This window comes from Thermodesulfobacteriota bacterium (assembly GCA_040753795.1).
Lineage (GTDB): Bacteria > Desulfobacterota > Desulfobacteria > Desulfobacterales > Desulfosudaceae > JBFMDX01.
On sequence record JBFMDX010000006.1, the window covers coordinates 1 to 13,454 of the forward strand.

Here is a 13,454-nt window from a genome sequence, read left to right on the forward strand (position 1 = left end):
GGCGGCCAGCGCCACTTTTGCCTTGAATTCCGGGCTGTATTGTTTCCGTTTCTTGATCATGTAAAGCTCCTTTCATGTTGTGAATCAGAGCTTAGCACATTGTCCAGTTTTTGGGGACCACCGCAGAGTAATGATGTGATTTTTGATAGAGCATGTAAAAGTTTAGAAGACGGACATCGAGTTGAAGATTTTGCGCTTGATAACATCGGCAACCTTTCTGATGCATTTCTCCATTACTTCCGTGGAATTGAAATAATATCTATTAAGCTCACTGCTAAATGGCGTTCTGAAAATTTAACATTAATTCGACAGAGTCAGTTGAATATTACCAATAAGTTGCACTTGGCTCTTGAAAAATTGTCCGGTAAAAAGAGAATCACGGCTATCAGAAATTGTTCAGATGAACTCGATAGAGTTGAAGAGGATTTTATTTCAACAAGTATTGAAAGAACATTAAAAATACTTGGGATCACAACTGATGATATAAGCGAAAAAGATATTATTCGGCTCCGCAATCAACTATCCCATGGTCGTGGAGCAGGAATGGAATTGACAGAATTAAAGCAAACGCTGAAATGCATAGAGAAACTTTCTCGAAAGGTAATTGGCGGTTATGCCAAGTTTGTTGCGACTAAGACAAAACCATAGCGAAACTCAATATATTATTGTACTTCTCTGTTGAGTTGAGGGTTAGTTGAGGGTTAATTGCATCTTACTGAATAATTATTGTTATGAAAGCAAATGGACAAGCGCTGGTTCTGTCATAAGCCGATCATTGAGGACTCAACGCTTTACCTTATACAAGCTGTTTGGAGTATCCAATCGAAAATCTATAATCATTGGGATTGCGCCTTATTTTTAAAACGCAGTAGGGTGTAAACAATGGCTGTATCCAGGAATCATCCGTTCGCCTTCAATCGGGATTCTTCTCCGCATAAACCAGGCTGCCCATGCTCCGCGGCGAGACAGACGACCCCATTCCGGTTGATCTTCCGGAAATTAGCCTGTACATTATCGGATAATCAGGCTTGAAATTAGAAAAGCCCGGAGCCCCCGGCTCCCCGGCAGTCTATTCGGAAGGAGATTAAGATATGATCAGACGCGGAAAAATCATCCTGGCTCTTCTGGCTTCATTATTATTAATCACTGGCCCCCTTTTCATGGCCATAGCTGATGACGACGGTGACGAACAGGAAGACAGTTACCGGGAAACCGAAACACGGGCAAGAGAACCCCGGGGAACCGAAGCACGGGAATCCGAAACCCGGGAAACCGAAACCCGGAGCAGCCGACAACGGGACAACGATTACCGGGACAGCGGGTACCGGGAAACCCGGGAAAAAAGATATTTCATAGAGGATGACCGCGAGAAAGAGGCGCTCAACCCGGTCAGCGACGCCACCTATCAGGAGCAGTGCGGTACCTGCCATCTTGCCTATCAGCCCGAACTGCTGCCGGCGGCCTCCTGGAAAAAAATCATGTCCGGCCTGAGGGATCATTTCGGCGAAAAGATCGAGGTGGACGACGCCTCAAAAAGAATGATTTCCGATTATCTTAAGGCCAACAGCGCCGAGGAGAGCTCCGGCGAACTGGCGTCCAAAATCATGCGCAGCCTGAAGGGAGAGACGCCGGCCAAAATCACGGAAGTCCCCTATATCCAGGAAAAGCATCACCGCATTCCACCGGCCACCTTTAAGCGGAAACCTGTCGGCTCCCATTCCAACTGCATTGCCTGCCATGCCGGCGCGGCCAGCGGCGTTTACGACGAGGATGATGTGAACATCCCCCGGTAGGCGCGGGGCTTTGCCTCCGGTTTCGGAGAAACAGCGGACATTATTCGCATGAACAACTCGCCCGGGGATAGTGTTGGGAAGTCGTCATCGTTACGGGCTCTGCCGGCCGGCATCTGGGTGCTGGGGTTCGGCTCGCTGTTCATGGATGTCTCCTCGGAACTGGTGCACAGTCTTCTGCCCGTCTTCATGACGACGGTTCTCGGTGCCTCGATGACGACCATCGGCGTCATTGAGGGTATCGCCGAGGCGACCGCCTCCGTCACCAAAGTTTTTTCCGGATTTCTCAGCGACTATTTCCGGCGGCGCAAATTCCTGCTGGTGTCCGGCTATGCCCTGGCGGCCCTCACCAAACCCATATTCCCCCTGGCAAATTCCATCGGCTGGGTGCTGGCCGCCCGGTTCATCGACCGCGTGGGCAAGGGCATCCGCGGCGCCCCCCGGGACGCGCTGGTGGCCGATATCGCTCCGCCCCGGTCACGCGGCGCTGCTTACGGCCTGCGCCAGGCACTGGATTCCATCGGCGCCTTTCTCGGCCCGCTGCTGGCCATCGTACTCATGCTCCTCCTCTCCAATAATATAAGGGGCGCCATGTGGGTGGCCGTTATCCCGGCCGCCATCACGGTAGTTCTGCTGACCATTTTCGTACGGGAACCGGAACACCGGGAAGCCGGTTCCAAAAAACCACTGACTCTGGCCGACGCGAAACGTCTGCCTTCACGCTACTGGCGAATCGTGCTGCTGGGAGCGATCTTCACCCTGGCCCGTTTCAGCGAGGCCTTCCTGATACTGCGGGCACAAGACACGGGTTTGCCCCTGGCCTATGTGCCGGCGGTCATGATGGTGATGAACGTCTTTTACGCCGGGTTTGCCTATCCCTTGGGCGTGATTTCCGACCGATTCAGCCGTCGGGCGCTGCTGCTGACCGGCCTGGCCCTGCTGATCGCCGCCGACATCATCCTGGCGGCGGCCGCTTCCCCCTGGCCGGTCTTTGCCGGCGCCGGGTTGTGGGGTCTGCACATGGCCTGCACCCAGGGGCTTCTGTCCAAGCTGGTGGCCGACACGGTTCCGGAAGACCTGCGCGGCACGGCCTTCGGCGTCTTCAACCTTGTTTCCGGCATCGCCCTCCTGCTGGCCAGCGTCACCGCCGGCGCCCTGTGGAGCCGGATCGGCCCCGGCGCGACCTTTGCCGCCGGCGCCGTATTTGCCGCCCTGGCCGCGGCCGGCCTGGCCGTCAACGGAAACAAATCCCGGCCCGTGAGCCGCTGACCCGTCAGTTCCAGGTTAAACGGCTTCACCGTTAAAGACCTCTTCATTGATCTTGTCAGAAACTCCTTGTATACTATTTTGACGATGAGATTTCTCCCTTCGGTCGAAATGACATGGCGACCAACATCAATTTTTACAAAACATCAAACAAGGAGACCACGACATGCAGACATTCATCATGACCGGCAAGTATTCAGCGGAAGCCATTAAAAAGATCAGCGCCCCCCGCACCAAAAAGGCCAATCAGATCGTCAAGCAGTGCCAGGGCGCCATCGTGGACGTTTATGCCACCATGGGAAAAACAGACCTTTTGGTGATCACGAGGTTTCCCGGTGTCAGCGAGGCCATGAAGGCTTCCGTCAAGCTGAGCGAGGCCTTCGGTATTTCCTTTGCCACTGCCCCCGCTCTTCCCATCGATGAATTCGACAAGGTGGTGTCCGCCAAAAAATAGCCGGATATCGGGATAAAGACCCCCCACGGCAGCAGGCGGTTTATGGAAAAAACAGGCCCATACCCATCCCTGTTTTTATCCCGGCCCCATATCCGGGGTCCGGTAGCTTTCTTATTACCGGCGATATTGCTGGTTTGCCTTTATCTGGCGGCCGCCCCCTTTCCGGCCGCGGCCCACCTGGATGATAACCTGAAAGGCGTACCGCCTTCGCCTGCTTCCGAATGGCATTACTACGGGTTCACCCCGGAGGAATCCAAACGGTGGATCGCCTCGGGCATCATCTTTGCCGCCTGGGCGGCCCAGTGGCGGGACGAGGGGTTCAGCCCCGAAGCCGCCGACCAGTGGCACCGGCTTACCAATGTGTACACAGCCGGTGATTTTCTGAAAAACGGCCTCAGTGCCGAAGAAGCGAAACAATGGATGGACAACGGCGTCAAGTCCGGCCTGCGGGCCGGCGAATACGCCGCCATCGGCCTTACCCCGGAGCAGGGGGGCAGCTTCTGGGAAAAAGGCATCTACCCGGATGACGTCAGCCAGTGGTGGCAGGCCGGGTTCGACGCCCGGTCCATGATGGAGTGGTATTACGGCCCCCGGGAAAGTCCTTTTTTTTTCACCAGCGATTCTCCCTACGGCCGCAGCCTCTATAAGGTCGAGGCGGCCGTGGCCTGGCGGGACGCCGGGTTCTCGGCCAGGGATATGCAGATGTCGGGCGCGTTTGGCCTGGATCTGCCCGAGGCTGTCAAATGGAAGCAGGCCGGATTCTCGTTTGATGAGGCCGTGCGATGGCGGGATTCCGGGTTTTCCCTTTCGGAAGCCTTTGTGAACAAAGATGAGGGATTTCCCCCCGCGGCCGCCGAGCTCCGGCGGTATGACGCCTCGACGGACAAGCCGGATGAAATCACAGATTATGTCGCCGACATCACCGTCAATCCGGACGGAACCATCGACGTGCTGGAAACAATTTCACTCATCGACCGCCCGGGCGGCGCTTATGAAAACGGGTTCTTCAGGTCTCTGCAAAAAACAACCCGGCTGCTCTCCTTAAGTTCCTATGGTTTCGCCAGAAACACCTGGGTCGCCCCCTCATACCGGATCCGCTCGGTGGAGGCGGACGGACAACCCCTGGATTTCGCGTCCTCCGATGACCGCCTGCTGATTCCAACCGCCGGCGCCGCCGGGGACGGGCCACGCCAGCTCCGGATCGAATACCGGACCGACAGCCGCATCCTGTTTGAACCCCATCACGATGAACTCTACTTCGGCATTGTCGAGGAAGCGCCCGAAGGGCTGTACATCCGCCGGGCGTCGGCTACCGTCCGCCTGCCGAAAGGCGCCGAGATCATATTCACCGACGGTCTCGCCGGCCTGCGCCAGAGGCGGGACCTGTTCCACCGGGTCGAGAGCACCCCTTCCGGCGATGTGGCGCGTTTTTCGGTGACGCGGCCGTTGCGGCCGGGAATGACCTTCGCGGTCAGCGTCGGATTTGTCCGGGGCGTTGTACGCGAAAGCCCGCGACGTCAGCTCATTCAGATCAACCACCGCGCGGGCCGGTTCCTGTCCAGCCTGGCCATCTTCCTGGGCGGTTTCGCGGCCGCCTTCATCTATTATATAATCGCCTGGCACCGGGTCGGCCGGGATCCCAGAGCCGGCGACACCACCATGGCCGAGTTCTCCCCTCCCGACAACATGGACCCGGCCACCCTGCGGGCGCTCCGCAAAAGGGGCAAAACCGACCATGTCAGCGTGGCCGCGGAGCTGCTCTTTCTGGCGGAGCAGGGCATGATCCGGATAACCGAATCACAGGGAATTTATAAAATAGAAAAGACGGCGGCCGCTCCTGCTGCTCTGCCGCACGTGGCCGGGGAGTTTTACGCTACGATCTTCAACCAGGGGGATACCGTTTATCTGATGCGCCGCGGTAAAACCCGGTCGGTCTCCGGCGGAGCATACACCCTCAAACGCCTGCTGAAGAACCGCCACACCGATTCCACCCGGACCAACCAACGGTATCTGTTGCCCGGCCTGGTCATCTCCCTGGCAACCATTGCGGCCTGCCTGGCCGTTATCGATTATGATCTGATCGACGACAATGACGCCTGGGCCGCGCTCGCGATTTATGTTCCCTTTCTGACGATCGCCTTCGGCCTGATGGTGTTTATATTCATGCGGTTGCTGCGTTCGCCGACCGAAGCCTTTGTCCGGGTTCGCGAGCGGATGGAAAACTACGTGCTTTTCCTGCGGAGCGATTACGACGGCCGCCGGATTTCCGGATTCATACCGCCGGCAATGCGGGCCCATCTGCCCTACGCCATGGCCGCGGGCATGACAATAGACAATTTAATGATACGCAACAACGAGGCAACGTGGTATCATGGGTCTTCCGGCGGTTTCCATTGCGGCGATTTTATCCGGATACTGAAAAAATCGGTATAGGGGGAAAGGAACATGACCGCCAAAACCAATCCCTGGATGGCGCGGGTGCTGCTGGTTCTGGGCCTGACGCTCGCGTTTTTGATCCCCTGGTCCGGGTCCATCCTCGGAGAAATCGCCATCCTCAAACACTGGGAAAACTACGGCTTTGATCCTGACCAGGCGCGGCTGTGGTGGGATAACGGCTTCTACTCCATGGACACCGCCAAGAAATGGCGGGCCAGGATGTTCCAGCCCGCCGACGCCAGGCCCTGGCGGATGATGGACATCCCGCCCGGCGAGGCCGGCGAATGGCGGGCCGGCGGTATGGACCTGGCCGCTGCCTGCGAGTGGCGGCGGTATGCCTTTACCCCGGAACGGGCCATTGAGTGGCGGCGGTTCGGCTTTACCCTGGGCGACGCCATGGCCTGGCGCAAACACGGTTTTGAGGCGGAAGAAGCGGCCCGCTGGCGGGAACGGGGCTTTAGCCCCATGGCCGCCGCCGCGAAGCGCGGGCCGGGGATGTAACGGGAGGCTGCGGCCTTCCCGATCCTGAAAACCTGCCCGGCATAATGATAAAATGAATAAGCACAGAAACATCACACATCGTCAACCAATCGCCTGGCCCGCTAAATTGCTCATCATTGCCTGCCTGGCCGCCGCCTTTGCCCTGCCCTACCTCGCCGGGACGGCCTGGGAAGCCTATCAGGACCGTGGCTGGGCCAGCACCGGCATGTACGGGTATGAAATAGACGCCTGGAAAAAAGAAGGCATCGGCGTGGAAATGGCGGTACGCTGGCGCAACGGCGGTTTCCAGCCGCCCCACGCCACCACCTGGATCAAACATGGCTATGATGATCCCGAAGAGGCTGCCGCCTGGAAAAACCGGGGATTTGATCTGGGCGATTCAATCAACTGGAAAAACTACGGGTTCACGGCCGGAGAAGCCGGGGATTGGCAGGCACAGGGATTTTATTTTTCGGAGGCGGAAGAATGGAAGAAAGCAGGCATCGGCCCGGCCGAAGCGGCCCAAAAAAAGAAAATGGGCGAACGGCCCCCGAGATAAACGGGCAAGAAGGAGGGAAAAATGAGCGTTAAACTGATTGCCGGCGTTGCCGGAGTGGTCCTGTTTCTGCTGATCCTGATCTATCTTTACAACAAGCTGGTACGGCTTCGAATTGCCGTGAAAAACGCCTGGTCGGACATCAACGTCCACCTCAAGAAACGGTACGAACTGCTGCCCAACCTGATCGAAGCGGTCAAGGGATACGCCAGCCACGAAAGCGAGACTTTGGCCAGAGTCATCGAGCTGCGCTCCCGGGCGATGAAGGCGGAAGCGCCCAGTGAAAAAGCCAGGGCCGACAACCAGCTTACCCAGACATTGAAAAGCCTGTTCGCGCTGGTCGAAGCCTACCCGAGCCTCAAAGCCGACGCCCATTTCACGCAGATCATGGCCGATATGAAGGGAATCGACGACAACATCGAGCATGCCCGCCGGTTCTACAACGCCTCGGTCCGGGAATACAACGTGGCCTGCGCCGTGTTTCCCTTAAACGTGGTGGCGTCGGCCTTCTCCTTTTTGCCGGAACAATTTTTCGAATTGTCCGACGAGCAGGAGGAAGCGAAACCCGTCAGAGCCGATTTCCGGGGACACCATACTTAATTCAAAGAGAGAGGCGGAGGCACCATGCTTACTCAAGAATTAAGTATGGTGTCCCCGAATAAGACATGACCGCTTCCACCCACACCTTCAAAGTACTGATGCTGGACGTTTCCAGCGGTTTTTACCGCCTGCATCGTTATCCGGTCGGCGACTTCTTCGGCCCCGTGGACCTGGGCATCCACCTGGCCTACAAGCACAACAGTCTCAACATCGGCGCCGGGCTCCTGGCCGGATCGGTCCTGCCGGGGTCCAACCGGCTGATCCTCTCCGGCATTTCGCCCTGCTGGCACGGATTCTACATTTCCTCCATGGGCGGAGCCGCCCTGGTGTTCAGCAACCTGGGGATCGACATGCTCTCCATCATCGGCAAATCCTCCCGGGCCTCCCTGCTTTACCTGAACCGCACCCACGGCGAAGAGATCGAGGCGGAACTGGTGCCGATCATGCCCGACCAGGTCTGGAAGCAGGGCCGCGGCGGGGTGTATGGCGTTATGGAGCACGCCCTGAAACGCTTCGGGCCGAAATACGAGACCGACCCGCGGGTGCTGGCCGTGGGACCGGCCTCCCTGTACACGGATTTCGGAGCCGTGTGCTCGGCGCCGGTGAAAAAAGGCGCCCTGACCTTTGCCGACACCTGGGCCGGCCGCGGCGGATTCGGCACCAAGCTGCTCCAGGAGCACGGCCTGGTCGGGATCATCTACGGCGGCACCCACATCGAGGAGGACTTCCGCAACCGTTCCGTGGCCGACCAGTGGTTTGAAAACCGATTCCAGCGCAGCATGGCGGCCAAAGACATGGAGGCCACCGCCAAATACCGCTACGATCCCAAGTTCAACACCGGCGGCACCTTCGGCGTCAACTACGCCGCCATGGAAGGCAACCTGCTGGCCTTCAACTACCGCACCATCTACTGGAACGAGTCCGAGCGCCGGAGCCTGCACCAGCGCCTGGTCCTGGACCATTATCTGAAACAGTTCAACGAGGAGACCATCCAGGCCAAACAGCAGCGCACCTGCGGTGAGCCCTGCGCCGCGGTCTGCAAAAAATTAAACGGCGAATTCAAGAAGGACTACGAGCCCTACCAGACCATGGGCCCCCTGTGCGGCATCTTCGACCAGCGGGCCGCGGAACTGCTCAACCACCACGCCGACACACTGGGGTTTGACGCCATTTCCGCGGGCGGCGTCCTCTCCTGGCTGATGGACTGCCTGGACGAGGGACTGCTTTCCCCGGAGAACCTGGGCGTCAGCGATCTGCCCCGCTGGAACCCGGAAAACTTCGACGCCGTGGCAGACTCCATGCACAACGCCCGCCTGGGGGTGGCGCTGATGGACCAGATGACCCGCGACAACGGCAACGTGCCCCTGGCTTTCGGCGCCCGCAAGTTCGCCCGTCGCCTGGCCCGGGAAAAGGGCAGGGCCGTACTTGACCGCTTTGTCTACACCGCCTTTGCCCGCCAGGGCTGGATGGTGCCCAACCAGTACTGGACGCCCGGCGCCTTCGCCCCCATGGCCATCATGGGCAAGTATTACATGCACTACGGCCGTGATTTTCTGCCGCCCCGGGAACTGGGCCGGGAGTGCGCCCGCCGCCTGATTAAGGAGCTGATGCTGGACAACATGGGCCTGTGCCGGTTCCACCGGGGCTGGGCCGAAGAGATGATTCCCGACATCGTGGAAAAAATTTTCGGCCAGGGGGAGAAATTCCTGCGATCCATCCATCTCGCCGCCGGCCGCATCGCCAGCCGCAACGCCTCGGTCTTCTGGGAGCCCGGCCGCGTCATCGACATGGTAACGACCTTCCTCAGGAAAAAGAAGGAGGTCGACAACCTGGCCAGCGAGGACCTGAACCGCTGGATCGACTTTTTCGACCGGGACAAAAACGCCGCCGCCTATGAATTCTGGTACGAAATCCACAAGGGAATTCACGAGTCCCTGCGGGAATTTCCGGACTGAAACCAGGCAGACACCCGGGCAAAAGATCTACCGGCCTTCGTCGTTGGTATAGTCCAGATGCATCAGCAGGTCGGTGCGGCCGACCAGTTCGCTGACGCTGCGCAAGCCCAGCCGTTTGAGGATATCGACCAGTTCCTGGCGCCAGGCGCTGTAAAGATTGACGATCCGCTGGGTGGCCCATTCCAGTTCCATCTGGGTCACCAGTCCTGGATCGGTGGTGGCGATCCCCCGGGGACATCCCCGGCCGGCTGAGCACCGGGAGCAGCGGATGCAGCCCAGGGCCACCAGTTCGGCGGTGCCGACCACGACACCGTCGGCGCCCAGGGCAATGGCCTTGGCGATGTCATGGGCGTTGCGGATGCCGCCGCTGGCGATCAGGGTGACCTTGTCGCGGGCGCCCTCGTCGACCAGGAACCGGTGCACCTTGGCCACGGCGTATTCAATGGGCATGGCGATGTTCTTCTTGGCGATGTCCGGCGCCGCGCCGGTGCCGCCGTAGCCCCCGTCCAGATGGATGATATGGGTCCCGGCGGAGTAGCTGCCCACCGCCACCATGTCCACGTCGGTCGGGGTGGAAACCTTGGTCGATATCAGGGCGCGCCGGTTGACATGCTTGATCCAGTCGATGTGCTTCATGTGGTCTTCGATGGAGTAGACGCTGTGAAAGGGAAACGGCGAGAACAGGGAGATGCCGACCACCGCTTCCCGGATCTTGGCTACGGCCGGGGTGTTCTTGTCCCCCAGCAGATGCCCGCCCAGGCCCGGCTTGGCGCCCTGGGCGTACTTGAACTCGATGATCGGCACCCGCTGAATGGTTTCCTCGCGGACGCCGAACAGGCCGGTGGCCACCTGGGTGATCATGTGGTCGTCATAGGGACGCATGCGCTCCATGTAGCCGCCCTCACCGGAGCAGGAAAAGGAATTCCAGGCGGCCGCGGCCCGGACCTTGGCCAGCTGGGTGACGTTGCTGACCGATCCGAAGGACATGCCGCCGCCGTACCAGGGAACGTCGATACGCAGGCGGGGCCGGCCGTCGTCCCGGCGGTTCAATAAAATACCGGTGTCGATCTCATCATCCCGGATCGGGACCGGCGGCTTTTCCGGGAACTTGAAGCGGATGCGGTCGAATCCGCCTTCGGACCGGCCCACCCGGTAATCGTATTCGCACTCCGGCGGCGGCGGACTGCCGGTTTCCGCCATTTTCCAGGTAGCCAGAAGCATGTCCGCCGGCCAGCGGTAATCGCCCAGGGCCTTGATCATGGGATTCTCGACCATCCGCAGGGCCTTTTGCGGGCAGGCCCTGACGCAGAAATGATCCGCCTGTTCACAGGCGTTGCCGATGCACAGATGACTTTTGGGAGAGGCGAAGTATTTGTATCCTGGCTTTAACACGTGAACATGATAGGGGCATACCTCGGCGCATTTGCCGCAGTGGACGCAGTCGTCGGACCGAAAGATGAGAAACTTGGCGATTTCGTTGCGGTAGCGCGACGGCGCCGGCTTGACCTCCCGGCTGACCGCGACCTGCGGCATCCGGGTTTTGAGGGTATTGGCCGGCAGGATATGGTTAAGTTCTTTTTCTGGTACCGAAGATTTTTCCAAAAATGTCCTCCTCAAGCTCTTCGAAAAACATGGCCCGCCCGACATCGCCGCGCAGGCGGCGGGCCTCGCGCATGCCCATGGCGCCCATCAGCTCGATCAGCTGCAGATGCCAGGCGGCGATCAGGTTGCGGACGCGGCCGGTGCCATATTCAAAACTGATGCTTTCAATCCGCGCGGGACAGATCTGACCGGGCCGGCAGCTCTTGCAGAGCCGGCACTCCAGGGCGATCATGAACGGCAGGAAACTGGAAACCAGGTCGGCGCCGCACAGCAGGGCCTTGGCCATGTGCTCGGGCAGGGCGATGCCGCCGCCGGCGATAAGCGTCACTTCGTCCCGCCGGCCGCCCTTGATCAGCGCCTTGTGAATGGCACGGATCATGTCCTTGATAAAGCGGGGGTTGTCCACCCCGATCTCGTCGCCGTTCAAATCGGCGACCACGTGAATCACTTCCGCGCCGGCATCCGCCAGCGCCACGGCCCGTTCCGTTCCCCCTTTTTCCAGGGGCACCCTCACGGAGACGATCATGCCGGGGAATTGAGCCTTGATGGCGGCCATGGTATCAAGGGCCTTTTCGCCGTCCGGGATCTCCACCAGCTTCGTTCCGGCCAGAGCCGCCCGGGGCAGTTCCGGCGCGTCCGGGTTGAGATGGAAGGCGATGTGCGGCAGATACTGCTCAATCGGCTGCAAACGGCTGTCGCCGTCGATGGCGGCCCACTTGCCGGAATCGACGAGTGCGATCAGGCCCGTCTGCGCCGCCGCCTGAATGATGTAAGGTTCCAGGCACGGCCGGCCATAGGCCGGCGGGTTCATGTCGATGATCAGCGGCATGGGGATATCGATGATCGCTGGCAACTGGACGGCGCCGCCGTTGTTTTCAAAATTGAGGTAAGACGGTTTCTTGCCGATGTCCACCGAGGTGGAGATGTATTCCCGGCCGTGGATGCCGTCCCGGGTAGGCCGGACGATTTCCGACATGTCCGTCCACATGGCGTCAAAACCATGCCCAGCGAACTTTCCCCGGTAGCCCGCCCCGGATACCGGCACCGAAGCGGTCTCCGCCTGCTGCCAGGTGCTGTGAATGATTTCCGGGGTCCAGTAGCGGTTGCCCAGTTTCTCGTACTCGGAATTGATCGTCAGGCAGAGCAGGTTTTTAGTGCAGTTCTGCACGCAGGAGAGGCAGCCCATGCATTCGAAAAACAGAAAATCCGAATATTCCAGGGTGCGGATATATTGGGCCTCCTGGCGGTAACGGTCATACACGCAGGCTTTCTTGACGCAGTTATGGCACCGGGCGCAGTCTTCACGCCAATCTACAATGCCGTGTTTCCCGATACGCGGCAGCCGCGGGGGAACCGGCTTGGTATGAATGTGATATTTTTCTGGCATCGCTTCTCTCTGAATAAATTACAGGCCGGCGGCCAAAATCAGTTCCGGCACCACCTCTTCCCGCCCGCCGGAAAGGATGTGAATCCCGCTGAGGCCTTCAATCGATCTGATCTTTTTGATGGTTTCCAGGCATATGGCCAATCCCTCTTTGCTCTGGGCGGCCGCGTCACCGGCCGCCTTGAGCCGGTCGACAACGGCGTCCGGAATCAATATGTCCGTGTATTTTGCCCGCAGGGTTTCGGCTTCCCCGGCGCTCCGCAACGGGAGCACTCCGGCCAGAACGGCCGCCTTGGCGGTTATCCCCCGGCTGCCGACCGCTTTCATCCATTGAGCCAAGGCCTCCGCGTCAAACACCGCCTGGGTCTGAACAAAGCGCGCGCCGGCTTCCACTTTTTTGGCGAGCCGCAGAACATTGAGTTCCATCGGCTTCAGGTCGGGATGGGCGACCGCGCCGATGAGCATGGCCAAGGGGCCGGAGATTCTGGTGCCGTCCAGAAGTTCACCCGCCTCCCGCATTTTTGCGGCCGCGGCGATCAATTGAATCGAATCGATATCGTAAACATTGGCCGCTTCCGGGCTGCCGGTCAGGGCCTGGTGATGACCCGAAAGGCAGAGGATGTTGTTGATGCCCAGGGCCGCCGCGCCCAGGATATCCGACTGGATGGCGATGCGGTTCCGGTCCCGGGTGACTATCTGATAGACCGGTTCGATCCCGGCCCGGGCCATAATCACCGCCCCGGCCAGGCTCGACATAACGGGTCCATGGGGATTATCGGCGACATTGACGGCCGTCACCCCTTTTTTGAAGAACTCCGCCGCCGCTTCCACCGCCTTGCCGTCCGTTCCGGCCGTCGGGAGAAACTCCGCGGTGATGACAAAGTCACCCGACGCTATCTTTTTTTCCAGATTACCGCTCTGCTGCATGTTG

12 protein-coding genes are annotated in these 13,454 nt (G+C 59.3%); 9 read left to right on the plus strand and 3 right to left on the minus strand.

The window, feature by feature from the left end; translation table 11 throughout:
- The 9 genes from AB1724_08995 to AB1724_09035 form a co-directional block, all read left to right on the plus strand.
- Nucleotides 1-648, plus strand: a 648-nt coding sequence (locus AB1724_08995; GenBank protein ID MEW6077935.1) for a hypothetical protein, incomplete at its 5' end; no start/stop codon positions are given.
- A 443-nt stretch (nucleotides 649-1,091) separates the two neighbouring features.
- Nucleotides 1,092-1,793: a diheme cytochrome c gene (locus tag AB1724_09000; GenBank protein ID MEW6077936.1), complete on the plus strand. Its 702-nt coding sequence runs from the start codon at nucleotides 1,092-1,094 to the stop codon at nucleotides 1,791-1,793.
- A gap of 48 nt (nucleotides 1,794-1,841) precedes the next feature.
- Nucleotides 1,842-3,059 (plus strand): MFS transporter, encoded by a 1,218-nt coding sequence (locus AB1724_09005; GenBank protein ID MEW6077937.1) that lies wholly within the window; start codon nucleotides 1,842-1,844, stop codon nucleotides 3,057-3,059.
- Nucleotides 3,060-3,222: 163 nt separating this feature from the next.
- Nucleotides 3,223-3,510: a GYD domain-containing protein gene (locus tag AB1724_09010; protein ID MEW6077938.1), complete on the plus strand. Its 288-nt coding sequence runs from the start codon at nucleotides 3,223-3,225 to the stop codon at nucleotides 3,508-3,510.
- Between the two features lie 42 nt (nucleotides 3,511-3,552).
- Nucleotides 3,553-5,943 carry a DUF2207 domain-containing protein gene (locus AB1724_09015; protein MEW6077939.1) on the plus strand — a complete coding sequence of 797 codons (2,391 nt, stop codon included), beginning with the start codon at nucleotides 3,553-3,555 and terminating at the stop codon, nucleotides 5,941-5,943.
- 12 nt (nucleotides 5,944-5,955) lie between these two features.
- Nucleotides 5,956-6,447, plus strand: coding sequence for a hypothetical protein (locus AB1724_09020; GenBank protein MEW6077940.1), 492 nt, complete (start codon nucleotides 5,956-5,958; stop codon nucleotides 6,445-6,447).
- 52 nt (nucleotides 6,448-6,499) lie between these two features.
- The gene (locus AB1724_09025) at nucleotides 6,500-6,985 is read left to right on the plus strand and encodes a hypothetical protein (GenBank protein ID MEW6077941.1); all 486 of its coding nucleotides are present in this window, start codon (nucleotides 6,500-6,502) and stop codon (nucleotides 6,983-6,985) included.
- 21 nt (nucleotides 6,986-7,006) lie between these two features.
- Nucleotides 7,007-7,582, plus strand: a complete 576-nt coding sequence (locus tag AB1724_09030; protein ID MEW6077942.1) for a LemA family protein — start codon at nucleotides 7,007-7,009, stop codon at nucleotides 7,580-7,582.
- Between the two features lie 65 nt (nucleotides 7,583-7,647).
- Entirely contained in the window at nucleotides 7,648-9,537 is a 1,890-nt protein-coding gene (locus AB1724_09035) for an aldehyde ferredoxin oxidoreductase C-terminal domain-containing protein (protein ID MEW6077943.1), read from the plus strand.
- A 27-nt stretch (nucleotides 9,538-9,564) separates the two neighbouring features.
- Here the strand turns inward: AB1724_09035 and AB1724_09040 are convergent, their stop codons facing one another.
- From AB1724_09040 to AB1724_09050, 3 genes are read right to left on the minus strand one after another with little or no spacing between them, the layout of a single operon-like run.
- Entirely contained in the window at nucleotides 9,565-11,139 is a 1,575-nt protein-coding gene (locus AB1724_09040; protein MEW6077944.1) for a glutamate synthase-related protein, read from the minus strand.
- Nucleotides 11,105-12,526, minus strand: coding sequence for a glutamate synthase-related protein (locus AB1724_09045; GenBank protein ID MEW6077945.1), 1,422 nt, complete (start codon nucleotides 12,524-12,526; stop codon nucleotides 11,105-11,107). Before AB1724_09045 ends, AB1724_09040 begins: the two co-directional genes overlap by 35 nt.
- An 18-nt stretch (nucleotides 12,527-12,544) precedes the next feature.
- Nucleotides 12,545-13,450, minus strand: a complete 906-nt coding sequence (locus tag AB1724_09050) for a methylenetetrahydrofolate reductase (GenBank protein ID MEW6077946.1) — start codon at nucleotides 13,448-13,450, stop codon at nucleotides 12,545-12,547.
- Nucleotides 13,451-13,454 lie beyond the last annotated feature (4 nt).

Coding starts and splice junctions, on each gene's coding strand:
- AB1724_09015 (MEW6077939.1), top strand. CDS start 3,553: ATGGAAAAAACAGGCCCATACCCATCCCTGTTTTTATCCCGGCCCCAT.
- AB1724_09005 (MEW6077937.1), top strand. CDS start 1,842: ATGAACAACTCGCCCGGGGATAGTGTTGGGAAGTCGTCATCGTTACGG.
- AB1724_09020 (MEW6077940.1), top strand. CDS start 5,956: ATGACCGCCAAAACCAATCCCTGGATGGCGCGGGTGCTGCTGGTTCTG.
- AB1724_09050 (MEW6077946.1), bottom strand. CDS start 13,450: ATGCAGCAGAGCGGTAATCTGGAAAAAAAGATAGCGTCGGGTGACTTT.
- AB1724_09010 (MEW6077938.1), top strand. CDS start 3,223: ATGCAGACATTCATCATGACCGGCAAGTATTCAGCGGAAGCCATTAAA.
- AB1724_09045 (MEW6077945.1), bottom strand. CDS start 12,526: ATGCCAGAAAAATATCACATTCATACCAAGCCGGTTCCCCCGCGGCTG.
- AB1724_09025 (MEW6077941.1), top strand. CDS start 6,500: ATGAATAAGCACAGAAACATCACACATCGTCAACCAATCGCCTGGCCC.
- AB1724_09030 (MEW6077942.1), top strand. CDS start 7,007: ATGAGCGTTAAACTGATTGCCGGCGTTGCCGGAGTGGTCCTGTTTCTG.
- AB1724_09035 (MEW6077943.1), top strand. CDS start 7,648: ATGACCGCTTCCACCCACACCTTCAAAGTACTGATGCTGGACGTTTCC.
- AB1724_09000 (MEW6077936.1), top strand. CDS start 1,092: ATGATCAGACGCGGAAAAATCATCCTGGCTCTTCTGGCTTCATTATTA.